The sequence below is a fragment of the Thermostichus sp. MS-CIW-38 genome (assembly GCF_054058415.1).
Map to the genome: position 1 here is coordinate 26,309 of NZ_JBSSAH010000020.1, position 25,186 is coordinate 51,494.

Here is a 25,186-nt window from a genome sequence, read left to right on the forward strand (position 1 = left end):
TTGCCCTGTGTTTTCAGCAGAGTGGCGATATGTCGAAGGGCGACCAATCCCTACAGATAACCGTTCCACAACGCATAGTCATTTATCTCACCGTTGAGGTGAAACAAACGACCGGTTGCTTCCTGCTAAGGCCTCCGGCCCGCTAGCGCGATCAGTTGAAATAGATGGTAATAAAAACCACGACTGCTATCAGCCCTTGCCGCGTGGTAGGGCGCTCAAGGGGATCCCTGGCCAAGACCGGCGGCTGATACAATAGCTGCCCAGGGATCCAAACCAAAGATCTCTAGATCTCTGCTTTTCCAACAGGATTTCCCCACAAGCCCGATGGCAGGCCCGATCCGAGTGGTGGGTAGCTTGAACATGGATTTGGTGGTGCAGGTGCCCCATCATCCCGGCCCTGGGGAAACGGTGCTGGGATCCGACTACGCCACCTACCCTGGCGGTAAGGGAGCCAATCAAGCGGTGGCAGCGGCGCGGGCGGGAGCCCAGGTGGAAATGTGGGGAGCGGTGGGATCCGATGAGTTTGGGCGTCTGCTCCAAGAGAACCTGGAGCACAACGGCGTGGATACCCGCCACCTGAGGCAGTTGGAGGGGCCCAGCGGCCTAGCTTTGATCACAGTGGATCCCGGCGGGCAAAACAGAATTGTGGTCAGCCCTGGAGCCAATGGTCGCTATCTGCCGGAGCATTTGCCTCCCTTTACCCCGGCGGCCCTGCTCCTGCTGCAACTGGAAATCCCCCTGCCCACCGTGCAAGCTGCAGCAGAACAAGCCTTTGCCCAAGGGATCCCGATTTTGCTCAATCCCGCCCCCATCGCGCCATTGCCGGGATCCCTGTTGCGCCAGGTTCGCTACTTGGTGCTCAACGAAACCGAAGCGGCTGCCCTTGCCCAATCTCCTGTGGAGACGCCGGAACAAGCCCAAAAGGTGGCTCAAGAACTGCAGAAACACGGGATCCCAACCGTTATCCTCACCTTGGGAGGGGCAGGGCTGGTCTGGGCAGATGGGGAAGAAAGTGGCCATTGGCCAGCTCATCCTGTGGAAGTGGTGGATACCACCGCTGCCGGAGATGGGTTTTGTGGGGCCTTAGCTGCCTGTTTGGCTGCCGGGGGATCCCTGAGGGAAGCCCTGCGTTTTGCCAATGCCGCCGCTGCTTTGGCCGTAACCCGTGCGGGAGCCCAACCCAGCTTGCCCCAGCGCTCTGAGATTGAGGCGTTTTTGGCCTCTGCCGTAGAAACAGCTTAGACTGCCGCTTGTCAAAAGTTTTTAACATCTGCGGTGGAGAAGTTCATGAGCCGTCTGCGTGGGTGCTAGGGGAAACCGCAACCTCCACAGGACAGAGCGGGGCCAAATCCTTTTTCCGAGCTGCTACTCATCGCCGGCGGAGGGGATCCCTTGCTCCATTGAGTACTGCTCAATAGTGCCTTGTCTTCCCTTGTGGGTGTCTTTAGAGTTAGGTAGTGAAAAGAAAGTATTCGGTAATTCTGATAAAGGCCCGTGAGTACCCTCCTTGCTGAAGATGACGCTCTCTACCGTCAGCATGTTCATAGCCTGCTAACACAACATTTGCCTGAGTTCGGCCCGGTGTATATAGCCTCGAATGGTAGAGAGGCGTTGGAACTCTACCGCCAGCACCACCCCAGCTTCGTGTTGATGGATATCCGCATGCCCGAGATGGCCGGGATCGAGGTAGCACGACAGGTTTGGTCAGAGTGCCCCAGCACGCGCATCATTTTTTGGTCGCATTTTGCCGATGAAGTCTATGTGCGGGAACTGCACAAGATCGTGCCTCCGCAAACCGTCTATGGCTACCTTTTGAAAAATTGCACCGATGAAAAATTGGTCAGCGCTATCCAAGCAGTGGTGCAGGATGAGCAATGTGTGATCGACCGAGAGGTGCGCGGAGTCGATTCCCGTTCACAAAACAAAATTACCGGTCTCAGCGACGCCGAGTACGAAGTGTTGATCGACATTGCCCTCGGCCTCACCGACCAAGCCATTGCTGCACGGCGCTTTTTGTCCCGCCGAGGGGTAACCAACCGTCTGCGCAACCTCTACGACAAACTAGAGGTGAGCAACGACCAAATTGAGAGCGACGAGTGGGGAACCACTTTCAGCTTGCGGGCCAGAGCCATCCGCCTTGCTTTCAAACGGGGGTTGATCAACGCCCAACTGCTGGATGAGGAGGAAGTGCATTTGGATCACTGGCTCAGCCGCTACCGACTGGATCCGCTGGACTAGAGAGGGGGTGTTCGAGCCGTCATCGCTCTTGGCAAGCACTTGTAGTCAATTCCCTTGCCAGCGACCAAGGAGACTTGGGCTCAATGGCTGGCCACCCCGCCAAAGAACTGGGATCAAAGCTCCCTCGTACCGCTATGGAGAAGCAAGCCGGTAGGGTGGGGGGTCGCTAGCGGAAAATCATCTCGGCAACCGCCTCAAAGCCGGCATCCAACAGCCGATCCAAGACCGACTGGGCCTGGCTGCGACTGTCGTACAGGCCCGCCTGCAACACTGTTCTGCCGTTGAAAACCGTTTCCACCGCCTCGGGGATGAGCTGCCGCAATCGGTTCAAGTCATCGCTGCTTTTGGGGGTCACCAACACGCGAAATTGGGTTGCCGAGCCCACAGCAGCCACAGGGGGGGCAACTGGAGTTGTAGTGGGAGCAGAGGGAGTGGCCGGGATCCCTGCCGATGAGCGACGGGCCGGCGGGGGCAGAAGGGTGGTGATATCTGTGAGGGGAGCCGAGGGTGGCCTGGGAACAGGAGCTGCGGGGGCAGGGCCAACCGGCTGAGCAGGTGCGGTAGAGCCATCTGGCGTGAAGGGGACGGCAACAAACTCCTGCGCTTGGGGTTGAGTGTCCGCCGGCTGGGCAGGAACGTTGGGCAAAACGCGCCCCCCCGATCCCGATAGAGAGGCAACTGGGCTGGGATCCGTCGATTGCGGCACCGTCACAACCGGTAAGGTGGAGGGGGTCTCAGCGGCTGGCCGGGGATCCCTGGGAGTAGCCGGCTGGGCCGGGGCACTGGGCAGAGCCAAAGTGCCAGGGGCAATGGGGCGGGGAGCGCTATCGGGGAGAGCGGCGACGGTGGTTTGACCGGACAGATCCAGATCCCCTTTGGCTTTGCCCCGCAGTTGGTTGCCGTTGGCATTGATGCGCAGGCCGCGGGTGGCGTTGTGGATGTCGTATTGGCCGTTGCCCTCAAAGATGTTGTTGCCGGGATCCGTGGCCGTGCCCAAATCCGGCTGGGCAGTGGTGATGGCGGTGAGGCCGGTCTCCAAGTTCTGGGCGATGAGATTGTTGCGCAGGATGGGCCTGGAGCTGCCCCCGACGATCACGCCGGTACGGTTCTGCAGAATGCGGTTGTTGCGCACAACAGGCGCCGAGCGTTGGTCGATGGTGAGGCCAAAGCCGGTTTCTTGGAACAGGTTATTGACGATGGTGGGCTGGGAGGTGCCCAAAACGGAAATGCCGTTGGCCCCGTTTTTATAGAAGCGGTTGCCCTCTACCCAGGGATTGGCAGCGCCAGCGATGAAGATTCCATCGTGGATGCTGCCCACAAAGCTGTTGTTGAGAATGCGCGGGGAGGCCGATTCGACCCAGAGGGCATAGCCGCGCCGCCCTTGGTTGCGCAGGGTAACTCCTCGCACTTCTGCGCCGGTTTCTGCCAGCAGAGCAACATTTTGTCGGCCTAGGGTCGGGCTCATGTAGGTACCGCCGCCGGTGATGAGATAGCCCTCTCCCAAGGTGGACTCGTCCCCACGTAAGGTGAGGCCCGCTTTCAGGCGAATGGGGAAGGTTTCGCCGCTCTCCTCGCTATACACCCCAGGAAAAAGCTGAATGACGCTGCCAGCCTCAGCCCGCTGAATGGCATAAGTAATCGTCTTGAAGGGGTTATTGCGGGATCCATCCCCACGGGTATCGCTGCCGTTGGCTGCATCCACGAAAATGGCCGGGCGATTGTCCGGGAGCGGGGGAGCTTGAGGCAGGGTCTGCTCGCCGGTAATGCCGGTGTCCAGGGAAGTTTGCGCCCAGCCGGGATCCAACTTTGCTGTCAGCAGTAAGGTGGTGCCAAGCATCAGAGAGGTTGCCAGCCGCGTCAGCATTGCAGAACGATGGCGCTGCGCCCGCAGGCCGGGCAGGACTGCTGTAGATTGGTGTTCGCCGGATTTCTGCAGACCAATAGGCAGTAAGGACAATAAGGAAGAGATCATGGTGGTTATCCTCACACCAGGCTGGGCTAGAGAAGAAAGGCCGAGGTTATCCTACCAAACTGAGTAGGCGGGATCCTGCCCTATCCGCCAACTCTAAATACGGACTAACGCAGGCTTTTTTTGCAAGTCTAACACTAGCCCTAGAGTAACCTCCCTGCTTGCGCCATGACCTACAAAACCCTTGTCCCCGAACATCTGCCCCAAGAGCCGTCGCTGCTTGAATCCGGGATCCTGCTGTCTCCGGTCTCACCGTGGCAACCCCTGATTCATCTGCTGCTGTTGGGGATCCCGGCCTTCTTGCTGCTCTTGGGAAAGCTGATGGCTCAGCCGGTCTTGGGCTGGGGGGCGGTGCTGGCTTGGCTGGGCCTGGCGGGCTGGTGGGGGCGATCGCTTTGGGCTCAGATCGGACGCCGTCTTTGGCAGTGGCTGACCACTTGGCCTCAATTGGCCTGGGCGGGAGTGGCCCTCAGCTTGGCCCTGATGGGAGGGGTTGCTGGGAGCGGGGTGTTTTCCGCTTTGGGATCCCTGAGTTGGGAGGCGATTGGGGCTTTGGGAGAAGTGTTTGGGGCCACAGGCCAAATCTTGATTGCCATCCTGGCTGCCTACATTGCCTGGCGGCAGTACATCATCTCCCGCGATCTCACCATTCAGCAGAATATCATCACCCAGCAGCAGACCATCGACGCCTACTTTGAAGGCATTTCCAACCTGGTCTTGTCTCCCGATGGGCAGTTGGACGATTGGCCCCTGGAGCGGGCCATTGCTGCCGGGCGCACGGCTGCTTTGTTGAACGGGGTGGATCGCTTCGGCAAAGCCAAGATCCTGCGCTTTCTCTCCACCGCTAACCTGCTCAGCCCTCTGCGGCGAGACGAACACCTGGGCCGACCCATTCTGGACGGCAAAGGGGGTTACCAGCGGGATCGCGTGAACGGCATCCGAGTGGTCAACCTGGGCACGATGCTGGAGGGAGCCGACCTGCATGGCACCCTGTTGCGGGCGGTGGATTTCAGCGAAGCCAGCCTGGAGCGGGCCAACCTGAGCGGCTGCGATCTCAGCCACACCAATCTGTGCGGAGCTAACTTGCGGAATGCCGACCTGCGCGGGGCCGATCTCTACCGCGCTTTGCTGTTTGTGGGATCCCCTCAGACAGCTTCCCCTGCTCAGCCGGGGCAAAAGCCGGATTTTAAGACCGGAGCCTACACCGGAGCTATCGTGGCAGGGGCAGATTTCCGCCAGGCTCGCCGCCTTTCCCCCGAACAGCGGGCCTACCTGGTCACCTGGGGTGCCAAGCTGGATCCCGCGTCCGAACCTCTCCTCAACTCTCCTCAGCCGCGTTTGGATCCTGCCGACAAAACGGAGTCGTTTCCCCCACCTGCCCCAAGCCCTTGAGCGAGAATGCATTGATGAGCCCGGTTCAGGGCTTTTGCTGCCGATTTTTCGGCTATTGCAACTCGCCTCTCCCTTGGGGATGAGGGCGATCCCTTTCAATTCTCAAACATGGCACGGTTGCTCACCAAGTTCTGGCTGCTGGAGCGCTATCTATTTGGGCAGATGCTCACCCCGGTGCTGACCGGTGTTGCGGGGGGAACCCTGCTGCTGCTGGTGGGCCGACTGTTTACCCTGGCCGAGCGGCTGGTCGAGGGATCCGTCCCCCCCCTGACGGTGTTGCGTCTTTTGGTTTTGGATCTGCCGGAGATGGTGGTGCTGGGCATGCCCATTGCCGCCTTCTTTGCCACCATGCTCACCTTGGGCAAGCTGAGCGGCAACAGCGAGATCACCGCTATGCGGGCAGCCGGGATCCCGTTTAGCCGGATTTTCCGACCCCTGCTGCTGGTGGGGTTGGCCATGAGCTTGAGCGCTTTTTTCATTAGCAACGTGCTGCTGCCGGCCAGCAAACAGCAAATCCGCCAGATCGATCAGCAAGCTTTGCTGGCCCAGGCCACCACCCCGGTGCAATACGATGTCTTTTTCAAAACCGAAGACAACCTCTGGTTCTTCATCCGCCAAGTGGATCCCCGGTTAAATACGATGCAAGATGTTACGATTTTGCGGGTGGATCCCTTGCCGGGGGGCAAATACCAGTTGGCGGAAGTGACCTTGGCCGCTCAGGCAGTGTGGAACGGACTGGAGTGGAGCCTGAGCGAAGGGGCAACCCACCTTTACGGCCCCACGGGTCTCAGCATTGCCGAGCAAACGTTTCATCGCAAGCCGCTGCAAGTTTCCCAGGATCTGGCTACCCTAATGCAGCCGCCGGTTCCCCCCAGCGAGTTGAGCTTGCCGGAGCTGGCGGAGCGGATTTCCCGCCTGGCCCGCTCCAATCTCAATACTCAGGCTCTGCGCACCGAGTTCCACATGCGCTTCTCCCTGCCCTTGGCCAGCTTTTTTGCCGTGCTGATTTCGCTACCCCTGGGATCCACCACCGCGCGGCGGGTGGGACGCTACGGGGGCGTCGTCTTCGGGATCCTGTTGGTGTTTGCCTACTACGTGGTGCTCAGCGTGTCTCGCAGCCTGGGAGAAGCCGGCGCCCTTCCCCCCTGGGCAGCGGCCTGGAGCTTCAACATCCTCTTCGGCGGCCTCGGCCTGCTGCTTTTGGCCCGCTTCTTGCGCTAGAGATCCACCCCAGCATCCGCCAGTCCTACGTTCTCGAAAATCTCCTGCAGAAGACAGGGATCAACTTCCCTTGCTTCTCCTTCCTCCGTCCCCTTACAAGGTAGGGATCAACAGGCCAGGGATCCCATTGCGGGGAGAGTCTGTCTAGACTGGAAAGCAGCCCTACGGGGATCCCTATGCGAATTGGCGTGCCCAAAGAGATCAAAGAGCAAGAGTTCCGTGTCGGGCTGACACCGGCGGCGGTGCGGGCCTTAACCGAACAGGGGCATCAGGTGTGGGTGGAAACCCAAGCAGGCCAGGGGGCGGGCTTCACGGATGAGGACTACCAAAAAGCGGGGGCCAAACTGGCCGCCACCCCTGAGGAGATCTACCAGCAGCAGTTGGTGGTGAAGGTCAAGGAGCCTCTGCCGGCTGAGTATTCTCTGCTCCATCCCGACCTTATTCTGTTCACCTATTTGCACTTGGCCGCCAGCCGCGAGCTGACCCAGGCGCTGTTGCAATCGGGGGCCACCTGCCTCGCCTATGAAACGGTGGAATTGGCAGATGGATCCCTGCCTTTGTTGGCGCCCATGAGCATGATTGCCGGGCGGCTCTCGGTGCAGTTTGGCGCCCATTACCTCACCCGACAACAGGGGGGGCGAGGCGTGTTGCTGGGTGGGATCCCGGGGGTGCCGCCGGGGCGGGTGGTGATCCTGGGCGGGGGAACCGTGGGCACTGAGGCGGCCAAAATGGCCGTAGGCTTGGGGGCGCGGGTGCAGATTTTGGACATCAACCTGCAGCGGCTGAACGAGCTGGAGCTGCTCTTTGGATCCCGTGTGGAGCTGCTCTACAGCACGGCCCAAAGCGTGGAAGAGTGTGTTCGCGAGGCCGACCTGCTGGTGGGGGCAGTGTTGGTGCCGGGAAGGCGGGCGCCGGTCTTGGTGGGAGAAGAGTTGGTGGCCCAAATGCGTCCTCGCTCCCTCATTGTGGATGTGGCGGTGGATCAGGGGGGGTGCATTGCTACCACACGGGTTACCACCCATGCCCAGCCGGTTTACGAAGCCCACGGGGTGCTACACTACGGCGTTCCCAACATGCCCGGAGCCGTTCCCTGGACTTCGACCCAAGCGCTGGTCAACGCCACTCTCCCCTACATCCTCAAGCTGGCCAACCTTGGCCTGGCCGCTGCTTTGGAACAAGACCCGGCCTTGGCCAAAGGGCTAAACGTCAGGGCAGGCAAGCTCATCCACCCGGCGGTGCGGGCCACCTTTCCAGACCTGGGCTAGCTCAGGCAGGGGTTGGCTCCCTGGGGAGAGATGCTACTGTCGCCAGGACAGGACATAGCGCTCCAGAGCCGCAAAAAAGGTGTAGAGCAAAATGCCCATAATGCCGAGGGCAACCAAACCCGCAAAGGCCAAAGGCACATCAAAAGAAGAACTGGCCGACACGATCAGGTAGCCCAGCCCCTGGTTAGAAGCCACCGTCTCCGAGATCACCGAGCCGACAAAAGCAAAGGAGATGGCCACCTTCAACGAGGCAAACAGGTAGGGCATGCTGTGGGGTAGCCCCACCTTGGTGAAGATCTCCCAAGAGCTGGCCCCCAACGAGCGCAGCACATCCCGCATCTCGGCTTCCACCGTCTCCAGCCCCACCGCCACATTGACCGCAATGGGGAAAAAAGCCAGCAAAAAGGCCGTGATCACCGCCGGGATCAGGCCCAAGCCAAACCAAATCGCCAGCAGCGGCACCAAAGCCACCTTCGGGATGGTGTTAAACCCCACCAGCAGCGGGTACAAACACAGATGGGCCAGGCGGGAGCTGCCGATGATCGATCCCAGCAATATCCCCCCCACCAAAGCCAGCGCAAAGGCCAGCAGCGTCGAAGTGAGGGTGGTTAGGGAGTGACGCAGAATCACCGGGCTCCACTGGTTCATGGCTGCGAGGATCTGGGTGGGCGCCGGCAGAATGAAGCGAGGAACGTTGAACAGCCCCACCCCCACCTGCCAGAGCACAATGGTCAAAACGATGGTGGCAGCAGGTAAAATAACAGAAGCCGCTTTGGTCTGCAAAAATCGGTCAAATGATTTTTTCATCGGGATCCCTCGGCAGAGTTGGGCAGTAGTCTATCCAGGCTTGACTAGGCCAATGGCTGTTTAGCCTAATAGCTGCGCCGAATGTGCTTGCGCACTTCCGAGACCAAGTGGTGAAACTCGTCCGTCAGGCAGATCTCCAGCGGGCGTGGACGGGGCAGATCCACTTTGAGGGAAAAGATGATCTCGCTCGGTCGTGGCCCCATCACATAAATGGTATCGGAGAGGAAAACTGCTTCCCGCAAGTCGTGGGTGATCAGAATAGCAGTGCAGCCGGTGCGCATCCACAGCCGTTGCAACATTTCCCACATATCCTCGCGGGTAAAGGCATCCAGAGCAGCAAAAGGTTCGTCCAACAGCAGCAGCTCCGGCTGATGGATCAAAGCGCGGCACAAGGAAGCCCGCTGCCGCATTCCCCCGGAAAGCTGCCAAGGATAGGCTTTCTGAAAACCCTCCAAGCCCACGGTGGCCAGCAGCTCCAGCGCCGACTTTTCATGCTGGGCCAGGTTTTGCTTGAAGGTACGCTTGTAAGGCTCCACCACCTCCAACGGCAGCAACACGTTCTGTAAGGTCGTGCGCCAGGGTAGCAGCACCGGGTTTTGGAAAGCCATGCCCACACTCTTCAGGGGGCCGGTGATGGGCTGCGACTGGAAGTAGAGGGTGCCGCTGTAGTTGGTGTTCAGGCCGGAGACCATCTTCAGCAGCGAGGTTTTGCCACAGCCGCTCGGCCCAACAATGGAGACAAACTCCGAGTGGGCAACAGAAAAGCTGACGTCGCGGATGATCGTGACCGGGGATCCCTTGGTGGGGTACTGCAGCGAGACGTGGCGCAACTCCAGAACGGGCTTGCCCGAAACAGCGGGGGAAGATAACCCACTTTGAACTACCCTCTGCGACTCCAACATTGACTCAACTCCAATGATTTTCATAGTGGCCCAAGTGAGGGCTGATCCCCCTGATCTAGACAGATGATGGCGGGAGCAATGAGGGTTGCAGGCCGGTTTATCTCGAGAAGCCCATTGGTACGACCAGCCCCATCCTCACTACATCAAAGAGAAGGGCGGCCAACTGTGTTGGCAGATACTTTATGCGCCGGTGACGTATCCCCATTTTCAGCTTCGGGAGAGGGGGGATCCCTGAGAATCCGGTCATCCAAAAGAATATGGTCATTTCGATGCAAACTAAGACACTGCACCCACACTAAAACGTTGGTCGCGTCGTCGCGCCAGCGTTGCGGAGCAATAATGCACGAAGCCAGAAAGCCTTTCTCAGTAGCCCTGGCGTCTCAACCTAACCTGAAACGACTATAACTATCTATAACTATCTATCAAATAAGACTCCGACTACTGATGTTCGAAGACGTTACTGAAGCCCAACAGATCCAGCTCTACCAAAGTAGGCAAATGTTGGAAACACTGCTGCGCCAACTCCCAGCGTTCTTCCCGCCGTAACATCTCCGCCAACTTGTGGCGCACCGGAATCAAATAGCGAACATCGTTGGCGGCATATTCCAGCTGTTCGGCGGATAGCGCGTGGACGGCTCCCCAATCGGAGCTTTGGGCAGTTTTGTTGAGTTCGACCCCGCACAGCTCGCTCACCACATCTTTGAGGCCATGCTTGCTGGTGTAGGTGCGGGCCAGTTTGCTGGCAATTTTGGTGCAAAAGACGGGCCACGCCCGGATTCCCAGGTGATAGCGCAGCATCGCCAGGTCAAAGCGGGCGTAGTGGAAAATCTTTTCAATGTTGGGATCCGTCAGCAGCCCCGCCAGAAGGGGGGCCTGCTTTACTCCACGGCTCAACCGCAACAACACCACCTCGCCGGCAGGGTTGGCGATTTGCACCACGCAGAGCCTGTCCCGCTGCGGGATCAACCCCATCGTCTCCGTATCCACGGCCAAGTGGGGTTCCCCGGCCAGGGCCTTTGCCATTGCAGGGGTGAGATCTTCGTCGCAGAGCTGGAAAGGTTGCAGGCCCACTCAGGATCTCTCAAAAGGGTGTTTTGGCTGCATAACCAAGCGGCGAAGGCCAGGCAACTACCAGCTAGACTTGACCACACCTGGCAATAAGCCTCTGTGGGCCATTTCCCGCAGGCTGTTGCGGCACAGGCCGAAATCGCGGAAGTAACCCCGGGGACGCCCGGTTTTCCAGCAGCGGTTGCGCAGGCGTGTGGGCGAGCTGGCCCGAGGGAGTTTTTGCAGTTGGGCGTGCAGCTCCATGCGGGTGGCCTGGTCGATGTTGGGATCGGCCATGGCCGCTTTCAGTTGTTGGCGCTTCTCCCGATACTTCTCGACCAAGCGTTGGCGCTTTTTCTCCCGCTCGATCATGCTCTTTTTAGCCACGGCTCACTGTTTCCCCAGATTTTTCAGCTTTACTAGAATAACGGGGAGCAGCGGCCCCAAGCAAGGGGATCCCAGGCCCGCCCACGGCCATCCTCGCCAATGTTCATCCCTCTTTTCCGCTCTCCGTAGGATCCCTGAGGCCAGCCCCTCGGCTTGGGGGCAACCTACCTCTATAGGCGAGGTTGGTGTTGGGTGATGGCCATTTCCAGAGTGATCCCGTTTATCGCCGCCAAGTTTAGGGTTTCCCCAGAGCAGATCGAGGCCACGCGCGGGATTCTCCCCAAGCCCCCGGCTCTGTTGGCGGTGCTCAAGTCCGCTCCTCCGCTGCCCAAAGAGGTTTTGCAGGATCCCAGTTTGGCCTATATCTATCCTGCCGCCTTCATTCAATGGTCGAAGTGCATGCATGGCTTGGCGGATTGGGACACTGGGCCGGCACTGAGCTACGCCGATTATGTGGCGCAAATGGAGCTGGCCTTTATGCCGACCGATATTGCCGTGAGTGGCTGCTAGGGATCCCTTGGGCTGGCCCTTTAGTCTTTGCTCATTCCATTTCGGAAGATGCGCCGAGAAGCCTCGCGGACAAACTCTTTGAGCCAACCGGATTTTTGGGTATTTTGCACCTGGGCTTTGACCACCGCCTGCATCCCCCCTTCTCCCCAGCTTTGGTTGTGCTGGAAATACTCAATGAAGCTCTTGCCGGCAATGCGGGTGAGATAGCCAGCACTGGCTGCCTGAATGGGGGCTGTCGCCAGAAAACCGACGACGCTCACTTCGGCAACGGTGGCCAAGATCCCCGTGGTCAGTTGGATCGCCCCTTCCACCAAGCCCAAGCCCGCTAGGGTTTTGGCCAGAGACAAGGCCAGCTCCCGCCCCTGCTGCAGGTTCATTTTGCAGCCGTAAAGGGATCCCAGTTCCACCACCATCTGGGCGTTGATGGCGGCAATGGCCAGCAGATCCACCGCCGGGATGGGGTTGGCAAATACCACCCCTGTAACAATCCACTGAAAGCGATCGATCACTTCCTCGGCTTGGCGGCGCAGTTGGGCTTGGAGAATCCGTTTGGCCTCTTCCCCCAACTGTTGCGATTGCAGCAGAGCATTGTCCAAGGCCAGGGATCCACCTTCGGCATAGAGCACTGCCTGCACGCGATCCCGCACGGCGGCCACATCCGGCTCCGGTCGCCAGGTTTGGGATCCCACCCGCACAGGGGCTGGAGCAGCGGCAGCTATCAACACATCCTGAGGTGGAATCAGGGGGTAGACCCGCTCCCGCAGGCGTTGCAAGAGGATCTGCCGTTCTTCTGAGGTGTAGCGATCCGCTTTGTTCAGGATCAGCAAGGCCCGCTTGCCCAGGGCGATCAACCGGCGCAAGGGATCCACCTCCGACTGGCGCAGATCCCCATCCACCACCACTAGGAGCAGATCGGCAGCTTGGGCTTGGGCTTGCGCCTCCTGTTCCCGCATCACCCCTGCCGGGCCGATCTCCAAAATGCCGGGGCAATCCAGGATCTGCACCGGCTGCGGGATCCCAGGCAAGTTCCAATCGTAACAAGCCACCGCCTGGGTGGTGCCCAGAGTGGCCCCCACCGCCCCCGCCCGCCGCCCCAGCAGCGCGTTGACCAAAGAAGTCTTGCCCGCCGACCCGGTGCCGAAGACCACCACCTTCAGCTGGGGCTGGGCCAACTGTTGGGCCAGCAGAGCCGACCGCTCCGCCAGCGCTGCCCGCGCCACTTCATCCTGGATTTGCGCTAGCTGCGCCTCCAGTTGGGCCAAGTTCTGTTGCGCCGCTTTCCGCTTTTCCAAAGCCGTCTCCGGCAAGGCAAGGGGTTGGGTAATTTCCCTCCTGCTGGGGGCGGGTTGGCGAAACAGAAACAAGTAGTAGATGGCAGCGGCCAAAAACACCAGCAGCAGCAGCAGCAGCACCCCAATCAACAGCCCCCCCAAAATCGGGTGGTAGCGGGTGGCGTAGTACAGATCGAGAAACGATTGGATCAGCCAGACGATCAGCCCGGTGAACGAGGCCAACAGCGCCAACAGCAGCAGCAAGCGCAGGTAAGGGAGCGACCGCATAGGGATCCAACAAGGCCACAACCGTTCGCGTCAGCGGGACGGAGTCCTTTTGACTCTACCCGCGGCTGAGCATATCCGGCTACCTAGATGTCGCCTTCTGGCTGCAGGGGCAGGGCTTCTCCATCCGACTCTTCCTTTTCACACCGAGATTCCCCCTCGATGACCTGAATGGCCTGCGGATCCCCGTCAACTTTCACTTGCAGATGGCGCAACTGCCATGCCGAGCCGGCCATGCCCCGCTCCGATTCCACCACCACATCGCCGGTGCGCTGGGCCCCTGTAATCAAAAAGAACAGACACACCCAACCGGCTTCCTCATCTTCCTGAAAACGCAGCCGCGAGGGCCATCCCGGCCTCAGGGGCTCTCCCAAACGTTCCACCACCACGGCATTTTGTTCGAGCTGCTCCACCGCCAACTGGTAGGTGCGATAGGCTCCTGAGGCACGGATCCCATTCCAGACTAGGATCCCTGCCCCCGCCAGCCCCAGGCCCAACACCGCCAGCAGGCCCAAACAGCCGCAGCCACAGCAGCCCAGAGGGACAGCACAGCCGACTTTTTGTGGAGTTTCTGACACAGCCCATTGCCACCCTAAAATGCCCCCACCCTAACACAAGGCTGTTGCTCATCCTCTATGCCTGCGTTGCCGACAAGGTACAGACAAAAAGCCAAGCAACCCTACGCCATTTGTCGGTGACGAACATCGCTTCTCAGTTCCGTATTGCCACAGATATCTGTTACGGCCTCAAGCAACAGCTCGAAAAATCATGGGATCAGCACCTCTTTGGCCAGTTCAAGCAACTCACTGTTGAGTCTAATTTTGTACTGCGGTGAGGATGGGATCCCTACGTATCCAATTGTTGGCTCTGCTCCCACTTCGATTAGAAAGGCTTGTGACACAAAGATTTCAAGCTTTTCGCCTACACGGAATCCGGATGGCTCAGAAGGTCAATAGGTATCTGGAAAGCCCTATTTCCGAGCACCGAGAAAGAAGACAAAGTGCGCGCATACCGAATCCGCTATTTGGCGGAGTCAATATCAGAGGGATTTGTCGAGAATAAGAGCAGCAAAAGGTCTCCATCCAATCGCCTAAACCTATGGATGAAGCGACAACCATAACCGTGCAGCAGATCATTCAAACCGCCATGATGACCGGTTTGCTCACCGCTGCTCAGGAACACGAACTTAACGTAAGGCTATTTCGAGAGGAGTGCTCCGAAGCCGACCTCTTCCTGCTGCGCCGTCTACACCGCTGCCTACGCCAGGGATCCATCCGCCAGATCCCGGCCCTGAACAACACTGTAGCGGTTGGCCGCTTTGGCCCGCCCCTGCGCCTGGTACCGGACAGAGCCGAGACAACTCAGTCCCAGCCGACTGGGTTAAACCTGGCGAGGGATCCCAAGACCGGGTAGTCAAGCAATTACAAGCAATTAGTGACGAGGGGGCAGAGGTAAGGTCGAGGGTTGGGCAACGGTCAAATCAGGGAAAGGAGGAGCTGAGGTTTTGCTTTCCCCGTCGTGCAGCAACACATATAAAGCAAACACATATAAAGCAAGGGATCACCAACGACGTCAACGGCAAGGCAATCTCGAATGAGCTACGGACTTCTACAGCACTTCCCTTTGCCTCTCTTCATCGCTGGAGCCCTTCCGAGTTCAGCCGCTTAGCTGAGCTTTTGAATAGGAGCGATACGGGGATCCAAGATTTTCTGTTGACCGATAGCGGGAAACCTCACCGCAATCGTGACCCGTTCACCACTGCCGAACACATGGGTAATCTGGCCTTGTCCGAATTGGGGATGTTGCAAACGATCTCCAATCGCCCACTGTTCTGAACGGCTTTGGCGGCGATTGGGCCTGGCCTTGGGTGCATCTGAAAGGGACAGTCCACTGCCGTGGGAGAGCTGTCGAGAAACGGCTCCGCGTCTGTCGAATTCGATTAACTCTTGGGGCAGTTCACTTAAAAATACCGAAGGAATAGCTGGTTCGCGGTTGCCGTAGAGCATCCTTTCCCTGGCGTGGCTGATATACAACTGCTCACGGGCACGGGTAATGCCCACATAGCAAAGGCGTCGTTCTTCTTCCAAGGCAGCGGGATCCTCCAAAGCCCGGAAATTGGGAAACAGACCCTGCTCTACCCCCACCAAGAACACAACAGGAAACTCCAAACCTTTGGAAGAGTGCAACGTCATTAGCGAAACTTTCTCAGCGCCTTCCTGAAGGTTATCTAAGTCGGAAGCCAAAGACACATTGCTCAAAAAAGCCTCAAGGCTGGGATCCTCCTGTTCTTCCTCGAATTGGCGAGCGGCATTGTAAAGTTCCATCACGTTGGCCGCTCTTTCTTCGGCTTCGTCTGTACCCTGCGCCTTGAGATCCTCCAAATAGCCGGAATCCCTTAGCAACCCTTCGATAAGGGTGGCGGCTGAAGTCTGAGAAGCCTGTCGATGCCAATGCTGAATCAGCTGAGCAAACTGAATGACAGGCCTAGCCAAACGACCCACCAAGCTACTTACAGAGGTTTCGTCGCTGAGAATTGCCCACAAAGGCACGTTGAGAGCCGCCGCCGCTTCGGTCAGCTTGTCCAGGGTGGATTTGCCAATGCCACGGCGCGGCACGTTAATAATTCGCAGCAGGCTAAAGGAGTCGGCAGGGTTAGCCACAACCCGTAAATAGGCTAGGACATCCTTAATTTCTTTGCGGTCGTAAAATCGCAGTCCGCCCACCACCGTGTAAGGGATCCCCCACCGCAGCAAGACCTCTTCAAAAGGACGGGATTGAGCGTTGATGCGGTAGAGAATGGCAAAATCTCCCCAGGAAAAAGCATTGGCATTTTGGCCGTGTAATCGTCGGATGGTATTGACAACAAACTCGGCCTCTGCAATCTCATCATCCGCCTGATGAAGAAAAATCGGATTTCCTTGCTGACGGGTTGGCCTGAGAACTTTATCAATGCGCTCTGTATTTTTCTCGATGAGGGCGTTGGCCGCCTGCAGAATGGTAGCTGTAGAGCGATAGTTCTCCTCCAGCTTGATCATGGTGCGGGTATCATCGTCCGGAAGACCATCGCCAAAGGTCTCTTGAAACTCCAGCAAGATGGTAAAATCTGCCCCGCGAAACCGATAGATGCTTTGATCGGCATCTCCCACCACAAAGATCGATCGGTTTCTCCAATCCAACCGAGATCTGCAGGTCTCGCCGTTGGTGGCCAACAGACGAATCAACTCATACTGAGTGCGGTTGGTGTCTTGGTATTCATCCACCAAAATGTGTCGAAATCGTTGGTGCCAGTAAGCCAACACCTGCTCGTTTTGTCGAAAAAGCTGCACTGGTATCCAAATCAAGTTATCAAAGTCCAGAGCATTGTTGGCTGCCAGTTGGTCTTCATAGATTTCGTAAACTTGGGCAATGGTACGGCCACGGAAGTTGGGCTGATTGCGCTCCAGGTCGGCAGGAGTCCAACCTTGGTTTTTGGCATTGCTAATGGCGTAGCGTACCGACCTTGGGTCAAACTTGCGCTCATCCAAGTTCAGTTGCTTGGTTACAATCTCCTTCACCAGAGATTGGGCATCTGATTCATCGAAGATCGAGAAGTGGCGAGTCCACTTGCGCCCCTTGGGATCCTGATATTTTTCGATCTCCAGGCGCAGGATCTGGGCAAATAAGCTGTGGAACGTGCCAATCCAAAGAGGCTTAATCCAGCGGTGGTAAACAGCAGATTTTAGTCGCGTTGCCTGGGCCGGCTCCAATTCCTCTAAGGGGATCCCAAATTGTTCTTGAGCTTCTTGTTCGGCAAAGAGCTGCTCAATGCGCTCTTTCATCTCACGGGCGGCCTTGTTGGTGAAGGTCACGGCCAAAATTTCTCCTGGATCCACCCGATAGTGGCGAACCAGGTAGGCAATGCGGTGGGTGAGGGCGCGCGTCTTGCCGGAACCTGCCCCCGCCACCACTAGCAGCGGGCCACAAAAGTGTTGCACCGCTTGCCGTTGAGAAGGGTTGAGGGCATCCAGCAAAGAGGCGTGAGTCATGGCCAGCAAACCAGAAACTGCCTTCCATTATGGGCACCAACCCAATGGGGATGAGAAGCCCAGAGGGCATTTTGGAGCACCAAAGATGAAGATCGGTTAAGATTTGGCCGGCCCGCTCCAGAGCTCCCCGCCATGAACCGAGTGCTGTCCTGCTGCTGTGCCCCGGCTAACCGCTGCTGGCTTTGCGTTCAAAAGAGACTTGTGGCTTTGGGGTTTGCCACCCTTGCCCTGCTTTCTCAAGGTGCGTTCGATCCCGTTCAAGCCGGCAACTGCCCCAGCAATGGTAACCGTGATGAATCTCTGGCTTTCAAAGTGGAGAGCGTTTTCGGAGGGCAGCTTGACCTAAGTCGGTATGAGGGCATTCAAGCGTTGATCTTGACCAACAGCCAAACCCGCTCGCAATCGGAAGCCCTCTCCAAAAGTTTGGCCCTGGAGTTTGGGCAAAACCCTCGGCTGCGCCAGATCGTGCTGGTGGATGGCAGGGGGCTGCTGCTGGTGCGCCACTTGGTTTTGCAGGCCATCCGGGAGAGTGTACCGACGGATCCCCGCCTGGTTTCTCCGTTTGTGTATGTCTCGGTCGATTTTGAGGGAGAAACCATCCAGAAGCTGCAAGAAATAGCCGCTGCAACCTTGCCTGGGATCAATTTTCGCCGCCAGGCTGTTTTGTTGCTTTTGGACGGCCAGGGAACTCTTCTGAGCGGATTTGCCGACTTGGAGCAATCCAACCTCAGCATTCGCCGGTGCATTCGCACCCTCATCGGATAGTCCCACTTCCCTTTCACACCGGCAACGCCTCTCCTCTGCTGCTCTGGCCCAACCGTTAGACTGGTCATACCGGTCATGTTGAAGCTTTGAGTCAACCGGTCGAACGACGGCTCTCTGTTCGCGGGATCCCATGCGCCGCCAGCTCAAAATCTTGAACCAAATCCTCGATTACAAGCTTGCCAACTTGCGGCTGTTTGGCCGAGCCGAGCTGAAGGGGCCTGTTCTCAACGTGCTGCTGGAACGGCTGCCGGGCGATGTGGTGGATACCCTGCAGGTGATGGAGGTGGTGCGCAGTGCGGTGGAAGCCTCTCTGCTGCAAGGGTTGCGCAAGGTCAACGTTTACCTTTGGTGCCGCGGACAAACTGAAGAAGCGCCGGAGTGGAGCGAAAGCTTTGCTGTAGAGCCATTGGTCTTGGCCCACCCCAAGGAGCTCCGAAGCCTTGCTTTCAACTATCGACAAGACTATCCCGGCATGCGGGTGCTGTTTTTCTGCCTGGGCCTTTGTCTGGGCGGCTTTTACCTGTTGGGGGGCTGGGAGAAGACAGGTTGGATCGATTGGATCCCCGTAGGACTGGCCTTCGCCTTGGGGGTGATCTTCCCCTGGCTCAAACGCTCCCTCAGCCAGTTTGTACACCCTCTATTTCTCCGCCTTGGCCTGGGCTTGGGCTTGGTCTTATTGGGCCTGGCAGTGGCGCTGATCTGGCGGCAGGGCTGGAGCGTTGCCTATGGGATCCTCGGCCTCCTAGCCATCCTCCTGTTGGGTCTGGGAGCCTAGTTCTCAACCGGCAGTGGTGCCGCTGAAGACGTGTAGGGCAGGGCCGGTCATCCACACGTGCTGTGTGCTCGGATCCCAGCGAATTTCCAGATTTCCTCCCGGCAGTTCTACTGTAGCTTGCGATTCTGCGCGCTCCTCCAAAACAGCAGCCACCAAAACAGCACAGGCACCCGTCCCACAAGCCAGCGTTGCCCCTGCTCCCCGCTCCCAAACCCGTAGGCGCAGACGAGTCGGGCTGAGCACCTGCACAAATTCGGTGTTGGTGCGCTCAGGAAAGGCCGGATGATGCTCAAACAGGGGGCCCACAGCTGCCAAGTCCAGCTCCTCCAGGGATCCCTCTTCTTCCAGGAAGACCACACAATGGGGGTTGCCCATGCTCACCGCCGTCACCCGCCACTCTCGCCCGGCCACTGCAAGCGGCTGCCGAATGACCTTCTCATCCGGTTCGACCAAGGTGGTGGGGATCTGCTTGGCCAAAAGGCGAGGGATCCCCATGTCCACTGTGACCAGCCCATCTGCCCGCACCTGCGGCACGATTCGCCCCGCCAAGGTGTGGATCTGGTAGGCGCCATCCCGACCTGGGATCCCCAAGTCCTGCAGAAAGCGGGCCAAACAGCGGATCCCATTGCCGCACATCTCCGCCTCGGAACCGTCGCTGTTGAAGAGGCGCATGCTGAAATCTGCCCCCTCCTGCCCTGGCAGCAGGAAGATAACCCCATCGGCTCCCACCCCAAAGCGGCGATTGCAAAGGGCAACGGCCTCTTCTGGGCTCAAGCAGGGCTGAGACTGCCGGCGGTTGTCCACCAAGATAAAATCGTTCCCCAATCCCTGGTACTTGTGAAAGGAGAGACGGGGGATCAGCCGAGCAGACATTTACCCAGATATCCCAACGACAAGCTTTAATCCTCGTGCATCTCGTAGGGATCCTGCAAGTCCTTGGAAGGGGGGCCAAAGGCCGTGTAGATGGCAAACGCGGTGATGCAGATGGTGACTGCCGCAATCGCCACAATTAGGGAAAAGGTGGGTTCCATATCTAAGTCTGAGTCCTCAGATCCTGAGAGCGTTCGACTACAGTATTACACAAGTTTACAATTCATTGCTCAAGGCAAAAGGGGTTGGCCAGATTCTGATAGCGTGATTTTAATGGGGTGGCTGTCTGGGCGGTGCCGAGCACCAGGGATCCGCCTTCGAGCCTGCTATCTTCGACTTCGTCAACGTGTTCGGTTTCTAAGCGAGAACCTATGGCCATTCGTACCAAACTGGGCGATCTGCTGCGTCCCCTCAACTCGGAATACGGTAAAGTGGCTCCCGGCTGGGGCACCACGCCCCTGATGGCGGTCTTCATGGCCCTATTCGCCGTCTTCCTGTTGATCATCCTGCAGATTTACAACAAGTCGCTGCTTTTGGAAGACATCAACGTTTCTTGGGAGAGCCTCAGCTTCTGAGTTCCCCAGCCCTACTCTGGGGAAAGTCCCTGTCCCGCCAAAGAGCTGCCCAGCGGGAGCAGGATAGTTTCCGTCATCTCCTAAGCCGATGCCTTCAGGGTGCTGGCTCCAGGCGCAGCAGGGATCCATTCGGGGCGTCCGTCAACAGGTAAAGGAGTCCATCCGGCCCCTGCCGCACATCGCGAATGCGGCCCACCGCCCCCTCTAAGAGACGCTCTTCTGCCACCACGCGCTCTCCATCCAGTACCAGACGGGCCAAGTGTTGCCCGGCCAGCGCCCCCACAAACAGGTTGCCCCGCCATTCGGGGAAAGCCTCCCCCGTGTAGAAAGTCATGCCAGAAGGAGCGATAGAGGGCGTCCAGTGCAGCAGAGGGGAAGCCAAGCCGGGAGCTGCCGCCAGTCCTTGGCCGACGGGTTCTCCCGTATATTCTCGACCGTGGGTGATTAGGGGCCAGCCGTAGTTGACGCCGGGGGCCAAGATGTTGATCTCGTCCCCACCCTGCGGCCCATGTTCATGGGACCAAATTGCCCCTGTTTCAGGGTGGCGGGCCATTCCCTGAATGTTGCGGTTGCCGTAGGTAAAAGTTTCCGGCAAAGCCCCTGCTTGGCCGACAAATGGGTTGTCCGCCGGGATCCCTCCTGAATCAGTGACGCGCAACACTTTACCGGCAGAATCCCCCAAATCTTGGGCTCGATCCCGTTCTCCCCGGTCTCCGGTGCTGATGTAGAGAAATCCCTGTTCATCAAAGGCCAGGCGGGAGCCAAAGTGCTGTTGAGCGGGGGTCTTGCGCTCCATGTCGAAAATCACCTCCAGATCCTGTAGGCCCCCTTCCCCCAGACGGGCTCGCGCCACCCGCGTGCCTCCCCCACTGGGCCCAGGAGCGGCATAGGACAGGTAAATCCAGCCGTTCTCCGCGTAATTAGGGTGCAAGGCAATGTCCAGCAGGCCCCCCTGCCCCTGGGCAAACACCTCGGGCACACCGGCTATGGGCTGGGGATCCAATCCCTGGGGGGTAACTCGGCGCAGCCGCCCTGGGCGTTCGGTAACCAAGAGAGTTCCATCCGGCAAAAAGGCCATCCCCCAAGGGTGCTCCAAACCCTGGGCCAAAGTAACCACCCGAAACGCTTGCTCTGTTCTGGCCCTGGGCAAGGCTTGGGCATGCTCCCCCCGTTGCAGGGCCATCACCGTTTCAGGGCTGACCGGATAGGCCACCACGGCAGGGGGGGCGGACAACCCTCCCAAAAGCAGTAGCGCGGAGAGAAGTTTGCTCGCCGGGATCCTCATGGCCATTGCCGCCTCGTTTTCGCGATGGATTCTGGGGTCTGAGCTAGTCGATTATTACCGCTGCTCTTCTGGAGAGGGGTACCGATGAGGGCAGAACCCGCTACGGACAAGCGTGGGCAACCCCCTGTCCCCTCCCGGCCATAGGCTAGCCTTGAGAGCAGCAATCTGTCTCCAAAGCATGCTGGAACCTGGCGAGATCTTGGGACTCGATCCCGCGGGCGCGAACGGCCAATCCCCCGCTCGCCCGCCCCAAAGGCAAACTTGTGGATCCCTGCAACAGCTCCAGGCTCACTCTCGCGGGATCCACCTCATCTGTGCCCAGGGCTGCTGGTCTATGCAGGTGCTCACCCCCCGTCTGTTTCGGCTGCGCTTTAGCCCCAGCGGAGCGTTTTTGCCCCGTCGTTCCTGGGATGTGGCTCCAGCCGATGAAGAGTGGCCGCCGGCTCCCTTTGAACTGCAGGAAAGCTCCACCCAAATCCACCTGTCCACCTCCCAGGTGCAAGTCCGCATCGACCGGGATCCCATCCGGTTTAGTTTTCAAGATTCTCAAGGGCAAGAGTTCTGCGCCGATGTCCCTTCCGGCCTTACCTGGGGATCCGATAGCATCCGCCTGGTCAAACACCTCCACCCTGCCGAGCACATCTATGGCCTAGGGGAACGGGCGGGGCTACTCAACAAACGGGGTCGGCGCTACAGCCACTGGACTCGCGACTGCTGGAACTACGACGCCCACAGCGACAATCTCTACCAGGCCATTCCCTTCGCCCTGTTTCTTCGCCCCAACCTCTGCTACGGGCTCTTCCTGCACTGCACCCACTGGAGCCAGTTCGACCTGGGCCAGATCGATCCCGAGCAGTGGGCCATCGAGGTGCGCGCCCCCGAGCTGGATTACTACCTGATCTACGGCCCCACCCCGGCCTTGGTGCTCGAGACCTACACCCAACTCACTGGGCGGCCTCCCCTTCCTCCCCTCTGGGCCTTGGGCTACCAACAGTGCCGCTGGAGCTACGCCAGCGCCGCTCAGGTTCAAACCGTTGCGCAGCAATTTCGCCAGCGGCAGATCCCCTGCGACGTCATTTACTTGGATATCGACTACATGCGCGGCTACCGCGTCTTCACCTGGGATCCCCGCCGCTTCCCCGAACCGGCCCGGCTCATGGCCCAACTCCACGAGGCTGGCTTCCGGGTGGTAGCCATTGTGGATCCCGGCGTCAAGTTCGAGCCCGAAGCCGACTACGCCGTCTTCGACGAGGGCTTGGCCCAGGATTTCTTTATCCGCCGCGCCGACGGCCACCTCTTCCATGGCTACGTTTGGCCAGGCAAAGTCCTCTTTCCCGACTTCTTGCGCCCCGGAGTGCGGCAGTGGTGGGGATCCTGGCAACGGGTTCTCACCCAAGCCGGTGTGGATGGCATCTGGAACGACATGAACGAGCCGGCCCTCAACGACCGCCCCTTTGGAGACGGCGGCCAGATCGTCGATATCCCCCTCGATGCCCCCCAAGGCCCACCCGACGAACCCACCACCCACGCCGAAGTTCACAACCTGTACGGCCTGCTGATGACACGCGCTTCCCGTGAAGGCTTGGAACAGCTCAACCCCAACCGGCGCCCCTTCGTGCTGACCCGCTCCGGCTTTGCTGGGATCCAGCGCTGGGCTGCCGTCTGGACAGGCGACAACCAATCCTCCTGGGAACACCTGGAGATGTCCCTGCCCATGCTCCTAAACCTGGGCCTGTCGGGAGTTAGCTTTGTCGGCGCGGACATCGGCGGCTTCGGTGGCAATGCCACTCCCGAGCTGTTTGCCCGTTGGATGCAAATGGGAATTCTTTACCCCCTCATGCGCGGCCACAGCGCCCTGGGCACCCGCCCCCACGAGCCCTGGAGCTTTGGCCTCGAAGTGGAAACCATCTGCCGGCAGGCCATTCAGTTGCGTTACCAGCTGCTGCCCTACCTCTACAGCCTCTTTTGGGAGTCCAGCCAAACCGGATCCCCCATCTTGCGCCCCCTTCTCTACGAGTTTCCCGACGATCCGCAAACCTACGAGATCTCAGATCAAGCCATGCTGGGATCCGCCCTCCTAGCTGCCCCTGTGGTTCGGCCTGGCGTGCGGTGCCGCGCTGTTTACCTACCCCAGGGCACTTGGTTTGATTGGTGGACAGGTCAGGCCCACACCGGCCCCCGCTACATTCTCGTCCCTGCCCCTCTCGAACAACTGCCGCTGTTTGTGCGGGGTGGCTCCGTTCTGCCTTTAGCTCCCCCCTGCCCGTCCACCGCCCACCTGCGCCGTGACCAACCGCACCTCAAACTCTACCCCGGCAACGGCAGCTTCACCCTCTACGAAGACGACGGGGAAACCCTCGCCCATCGAGCAGGAGCCTGGGCCACCACCCTCTTCCGCTTGCGACAGCAAAATGGCCAGCTCATTCTGGAGATCGAGGCCCGCCAGGGCAACTGGAGCCCGCCCCAGCGTAGCTGGCTTCTGGAGCCCCTTGGCCACACTCCCCTCTCCCTGCCGGACACCGGACAGCCGCAACGGGTTCTCTGGCCCACCCCAGAGGATCCCCCGTTTAGGTGACATACTCCCATCACTGACCCTACAGGTACAGCGTGGGCTTCTCGCTTCATCGGGGAGCTACTGCAAGAACCCTCTGCGAGCAGACACGGGATGCCCCACCGCGTAGTTGCACCAGATTCCGGCAACGCCGTTTTGTACAACCATGTTGATTATAGTACAGAATATATCCGCCTTTCATCCCGACCCTCCTGCTGTTGCAGAGAGTGCGGGGCTTCCCGGCGAGCTAGCTAATCGCCCTCACGGCCTCCAGCAGCTCCCGGTTGTCTCGCTTGAACAAGGGCAGCCACTCCACATGCTGGTAGCGTAGGATCCCTTGGCTATCCACCAAAAAATAGGCCCGCCGCGTCCCCAGCAGGCTGTCCACCCCGTACTGCTGGCTCACGGTTCTGTCCACATCGCTCAGCAAAGGAAACTCCAGCTTAAGCTGCTCGGCAAAGGCTTGGTGCCTGGAGAGGGGATCGCTGCTGATCCCCAAGATCTCGCAGCCCGCGGCCCGGAAAGCTTCCCAATCCTCCCGAAAGCAACGCATCTCGCTCGTGCATACCGGGGAAAAATCCGCCGGGTAAAAGGCCAGCAACACCTTGCTCTTGCCCCGGTAGGCCGCCAGTGAAATCTGGGCTCCCTTTTGGATCCCTTTCCCCACCGCAGGCAAGCTAAAGTCAGGAGCAACAGCCCCAATCACAATCCCCATAGACCCGTCTAACCCAATCTGAGCTCACTTCAACAGTCTAACGGTGGATCCGGATCCCTTCTGGCTTCAAAAAATTTTGGGTTGGATATCTTGACGTGGGAGTGGTGGTGGGGATAGGGTAGTAAAGCGCCACAAGGCCACCCAGCCCCGGCGCCCCAGAACCTTGACAAGTAACTCGTTCAGTCAACCATCGCCAAGCAGCACAGCAGGCTCCCTGAGTCGGCTGGTGGCTGCTCATTCAACCCTGTCAAGTTTCCATTTTTCCAGAGACAAGCTCTTGCATCGACACGGAGAGTTTGATCCTGGCTCAGGATGAACGCTGGCGGTATGC

23 protein-coding genes are annotated in these 25,186 nt (G+C 59.0%); 11 read left to right on the forward strand and 12 right to left on the reverse strand.

Annotation, left to right across the window (positions count from 1 at the left end; genetic code table 11):
• Positions 1-324: 324 nt before the first annotated feature.
• Positions 325-1,242: a ribokinase gene (gene rbsK / locus ACVWXZ_RS08415; protein ID WP_457482385.1), complete on the forward strand. Its 918-nt coding sequence runs from the start codon at positions 325-327 to the stop codon at positions 1,240-1,242.
• A gap of 252 nt (positions 1,243-1,494) precedes the next feature.
• The gene (locus ACVWXZ_RS08420) at positions 1,495-2,238 is read left to right on the forward strand and encodes a response regulator (RefSeq protein WP_414424424.1); all 744 of its coding nucleotides are present in this window, start codon (positions 1,495-1,497) and stop codon (positions 2,236-2,238) included.
• A gap of 166 nt (positions 2,239-2,404) precedes the next feature.
• Here the strand turns inward: ACVWXZ_RS08420 and ACVWXZ_RS08425 are convergent, their stop codons facing one another.
• Positions 2,405-4,210 carry a DUF1565 domain-containing protein gene (locus tag ACVWXZ_RS08425; RefSeq protein WP_457482386.1) on the reverse strand — a complete coding sequence of 602 codons (1,806 nt, stop codon included), beginning with the start codon at positions 4,208-4,210 and terminating at the stop codon, positions 2,405-2,407.
• Positions 4,211-4,375: 165 nt separating this feature from the next.
• Between ACVWXZ_RS08425 and ACVWXZ_RS08430 the strand changes: the two genes are divergently transcribed.
• From ACVWXZ_RS08430 to ald, 3 genes are all read left to right on the forward strand, one after another.
• Positions 4,376-5,599 carry a pentapeptide repeat-containing protein gene (locus ACVWXZ_RS08430; RefSeq protein WP_457482387.1) on the forward strand — a complete coding sequence of 408 codons (1,224 nt, stop codon included), beginning with the start codon at positions 4,376-4,378 and terminating at the stop codon, positions 5,597-5,599.
• Between the two features lie 108 nt (positions 5,600-5,707).
• The gene (locus tag ACVWXZ_RS08435; RefSeq protein ID WP_414417559.1) at positions 5,708-6,820 is read left to right on the forward strand and encodes an LptF/LptG family permease; all 1,113 of its coding nucleotides are present in this window, start codon (positions 5,708-5,710) and stop codon (positions 6,818-6,820) included.
• Positions 6,821-6,996: 176 nt separating this feature from the next.
• Positions 6,997-8,085, forward strand: a complete 1,089-nt coding sequence (gene ald, locus ACVWXZ_RS08440; RefSeq protein ID WP_457441439.1) for an alanine dehydrogenase — start codon at positions 6,997-6,999, stop codon at positions 8,083-8,085.
• A 33-nt stretch (positions 8,086-8,118) separates the two neighbouring features.
• Here the strand turns inward: ald and ACVWXZ_RS08445 are convergent, their stop codons facing one another.
• From ACVWXZ_RS08445 to rpsN, 4 genes are all read right to left on the reverse strand, one after another.
• Positions 8,119-8,892 (reverse strand): ABC transporter permease, encoded by a 774-nt coding sequence (locus tag ACVWXZ_RS08445; protein WP_457482388.1) that lies wholly within the window; start codon positions 8,890-8,892, stop codon positions 8,119-8,121.
• Positions 8,893-8,957: 65 nt separating this feature from the next.
• Positions 8,958-9,794, reverse strand: a complete 837-nt coding sequence (locus tag ACVWXZ_RS08450; protein WP_414426232.1) for an ABC transporter ATP-binding protein — start codon at positions 9,792-9,794, stop codon at positions 8,958-8,960.
• 438 nt (positions 9,795-10,232) lie between these two features.
• Positions 10,233-10,865: a ribonuclease D gene (locus ACVWXZ_RS08455; RefSeq protein ID WP_414409223.1), complete on the reverse strand. Its 633-nt coding sequence runs from the start codon at positions 10,863-10,865 to the stop codon at positions 10,233-10,235.
• Positions 10,866-10,922: 57 nt separating this feature from the next.
• Positions 10,923-11,228 carry a 30S ribosomal protein S14 gene (gene rpsN / locus ACVWXZ_RS08460; RefSeq protein WP_011432985.1) on the reverse strand — a complete coding sequence of 102 codons (306 nt, stop codon included), beginning with the start codon at positions 11,226-11,228 and terminating at the stop codon, positions 10,923-10,925.
• Positions 11,229-11,423: 195 nt separating this feature from the next.
• Between rpsN and ACVWXZ_RS08465 the strand changes: the two genes are divergently transcribed.
• Entirely contained in the window at positions 11,424-11,738 is a 315-nt protein-coding gene (locus ACVWXZ_RS08465) for a hypothetical protein (protein ID WP_457440293.1), read from the forward strand.
• Positions 11,739-11,758: 20 nt separating this feature from the next.
• Here ACVWXZ_RS08465 and ACVWXZ_RS08470 read toward each other — a convergent pair whose 3' ends face one another.
• Together ACVWXZ_RS08470 and ACVWXZ_RS08475 are read right to left on the reverse strand one after the other, a co-directional pair.
• Positions 11,759-13,297, reverse strand: coding sequence for a YcjF family protein (locus ACVWXZ_RS08470; RefSeq protein WP_457440291.1), 1,539 nt, complete (start codon positions 13,295-13,297; stop codon positions 11,759-11,761).
• A gap of 83 nt (positions 13,298-13,380) precedes the next feature.
• Positions 13,381-13,872 carry a cytochrome c oxidase assembly factor Coa1 family protein gene (locus tag ACVWXZ_RS08475; RefSeq protein WP_414331736.1) on the reverse strand — a complete coding sequence of 164 codons (492 nt, stop codon included), beginning with the start codon at positions 13,870-13,872 and terminating at the stop codon, positions 13,381-13,383.
• A gap of 520 nt (positions 13,873-14,392) precedes the next feature.
• Between ACVWXZ_RS08475 and ACVWXZ_RS08480 the strand changes: the two genes are divergently transcribed.
• Complete coding sequence (locus ACVWXZ_RS08480; protein ID WP_457440289.1) at positions 14,393-14,707, forward strand: hypothetical protein; 315 nt, start codon at positions 14,393-14,395, stop codon at positions 14,705-14,707.
• 251 nt (positions 14,708-14,958) lie between these two features.
• On the opposite strand, the gene pcrA is transcribed toward ACVWXZ_RS08480, so the two are convergent.
• On the reverse strand, positions 14,959-17,319 hold the full coding sequence (gene pcrA, locus ACVWXZ_RS08485) for a DNA helicase PcrA (protein WP_457402621.1): 2,361 nt from the start codon (positions 17,317-17,319) through the stop codon (positions 14,959-14,961).
• Between the two features lie 132 nt (positions 17,320-17,451).
• On the opposite strand from pcrA, the gene ACVWXZ_RS08490 reads away from it, so the two are divergent.
• Positions 17,452-18,084: a hypothetical protein gene (locus ACVWXZ_RS08490; RefSeq protein WP_457482389.1), complete on the forward strand. Its 633-nt coding sequence runs from the start codon at positions 17,452-17,454 to the stop codon at positions 18,082-18,084.
• Between the two features lie 130 nt (positions 18,085-18,214).
• Positions 18,215-18,859: a hypothetical protein gene (locus ACVWXZ_RS08495; RefSeq protein ID WP_457482390.1), complete on the forward strand. Its 645-nt coding sequence runs from the start codon at positions 18,215-18,217 to the stop codon at positions 18,857-18,859.
• Positions 18,860-18,862: 3 nt separating this feature from the next.
• On the opposite strand, the gene dapF is transcribed toward ACVWXZ_RS08495, so the two are convergent.
• Together dapF and psbN are read right to left on the reverse strand one after the other, a co-directional pair.
• Positions 18,863-19,732 (reverse strand): diaminopimelate epimerase, encoded by an 870-nt coding sequence (gene dapF / locus ACVWXZ_RS08500; protein WP_457482391.1) that lies wholly within the window; start codon positions 19,730-19,732, stop codon positions 18,863-18,865.
• A gap of 26 nt (positions 19,733-19,758) precedes the next feature.
• Positions 19,759-19,890: a photosystem II reaction center protein PsbN gene (gene psbN, locus ACVWXZ_RS08505; RefSeq protein WP_011432995.1), complete on the reverse strand. Its 132-nt coding sequence runs from the start codon at positions 19,888-19,890 to the stop codon at positions 19,759-19,761.
• Between the two features lie 210 nt (positions 19,891-20,100).
• On the opposite strand from psbN, the gene psbH reads away from it, so the two are divergent.
• Positions 20,101-20,304, forward strand: a complete 204-nt coding sequence (gene psbH / locus ACVWXZ_RS08510) for a photosystem II reaction center phosphoprotein PsbH (RefSeq protein ID WP_414331336.1) — start codon at positions 20,101-20,103, stop codon at positions 20,302-20,304.
• A gap of 94 nt (positions 20,305-20,398) precedes the next feature.
• Here the strand turns inward: psbH and ACVWXZ_RS08515 are convergent, their stop codons facing one another.
• The gene (locus tag ACVWXZ_RS08515) at positions 20,399-21,487 is read right to left on the reverse strand and encodes a PQQ-dependent sugar dehydrogenase (protein ID WP_457482393.1); all 1,089 of its coding nucleotides are present in this window, start codon (positions 21,485-21,487) and stop codon (positions 20,399-20,401) included.
• 214 nt (positions 21,488-21,701) lie between these two features.
• Here ACVWXZ_RS08515 and ACVWXZ_RS08520 point away from each other — a divergent pair, with 214 nt between their 5' ends.
• On the forward strand, positions 21,702-24,164 hold the full coding sequence (locus ACVWXZ_RS08520; RefSeq protein WP_457482392.1) for a glycoside hydrolase family 31 protein: 2,463 nt from the start codon (positions 21,702-21,704) through the stop codon (positions 24,162-24,164).
• 223 nt (positions 24,165-24,387) lie between these two features.
• Here ACVWXZ_RS08520 and ACVWXZ_RS08525 read toward each other — a convergent pair whose 3' ends face one another.
• The gene (locus tag ACVWXZ_RS08525) at positions 24,388-24,855 is read right to left on the reverse strand and encodes a peroxiredoxin family protein (RefSeq protein ID WP_011432999.1); all 468 of its coding nucleotides are present in this window, start codon (positions 24,853-24,855) and stop codon (positions 24,388-24,390) included.
• Positions 24,856-25,186: the final 331 nt, after the last annotated feature.

Coding starts and splice junctions, on each gene's coding strand:
- rbsK (WP_457482385.1), top strand. CDS start 325: ATGGCAGGCCCGATCCGAGTGGTGGGTAGCTTGAACATGGATTTGGTG.
- ACVWXZ_RS08425 (WP_457482386.1), bottom strand. CDS start 4,210: ATGATCTCTTCCTTATTGTCCTTACTGCCTATTGGTCTGCAGAAATCC.
- ACVWXZ_RS08430 (WP_457482387.1), top strand. CDS start 4,376: ATGACCTACAAAACCCTTGTCCCCGAACATCTGCCCCAAGAGCCGTCG.
- ACVWXZ_RS08435 (WP_414417559.1), top strand. CDS start 5,708: ATGGCACGGTTGCTCACCAAGTTCTGGCTGCTGGAGCGCTATCTATTT.
- ald (WP_457441439.1), top strand. CDS start 6,997: ATGCGAATTGGCGTGCCCAAAGAGATCAAAGAGCAAGAGTTCCGTGTC.
- ACVWXZ_RS08445 (WP_457482388.1), bottom strand. CDS start 8,892: ATGAAAAAATCATTTGACCGATTTTTGCAGACCAAAGCGGCTTCTGTT.
- ACVWXZ_RS08450 (WP_414426232.1), bottom strand. CDS start 9,794: ATGTTGGAGTCGCAGAGGGTAGTTCAAAGTGGGTTATCTTCCCCCGCT.
- ACVWXZ_RS08465 (WP_457440293.1), top strand. CDS start 11,424: ATGGCCATTTCCAGAGTGATCCCGTTTATCGCCGCCAAGTTTAGGGTT.
- ACVWXZ_RS08470 (WP_457440291.1), bottom strand. CDS start 13,297: ATGCGGTCGCTCCCTTACCTGCGCTTGCTGCTGCTGTTGGCGCTGTTG.
- ACVWXZ_RS08480 (WP_457440289.1), top strand. CDS start 14,393: ATGGATGAAGCGACAACCATAACCGTGCAGCAGATCATTCAAACCGCC.
- pcrA (WP_457402621.1), bottom strand. CDS start 17,319: ATGACTCACGCCTCTTTGCTGGATGCCCTCAACCCTTCTCAACGGCAA.
- ACVWXZ_RS08490 (WP_457482389.1), top strand. CDS start 17,452: ATGAACCGAGTGCTGTCCTGCTGCTGTGCCCCGGCTAACCGCTGCTGG.
- ACVWXZ_RS08495 (WP_457482390.1), top strand. CDS start 18,215: ATGCGCCGCCAGCTCAAAATCTTGAACCAAATCCTCGATTACAAGCTT.
- dapF (WP_457482391.1), bottom strand. CDS start 19,732: ATGTCTGCTCGGCTGATCCCCCGTCTCTCCTTTCACAAGTACCAGGGA.
- psbN (WP_011432995.1), bottom strand. CDS start 19,890: ATGGAACCCACCTTTTCCCTAATTGTGGCGATTGCGGCAGTCACCATC.
- psbH (WP_414331336.1), top strand. CDS start 20,101: ATGGCCATTCGTACCAAACTGGGCGATCTGCTGCGTCCCCTCAACTCG.
- ACVWXZ_RS08515 (WP_457482393.1), bottom strand. CDS start 21,487: ATGGCCCTGCAACGGGGGGAGCATGCCCAAGCCTTGCCCAGGGCCAGA.
- ACVWXZ_RS08525 (WP_011432999.1), bottom strand. CDS start 24,855: ATGGGGATTGTGATTGGGGCTGTTGCTCCTGACTTTAGCTTGCCTGCG.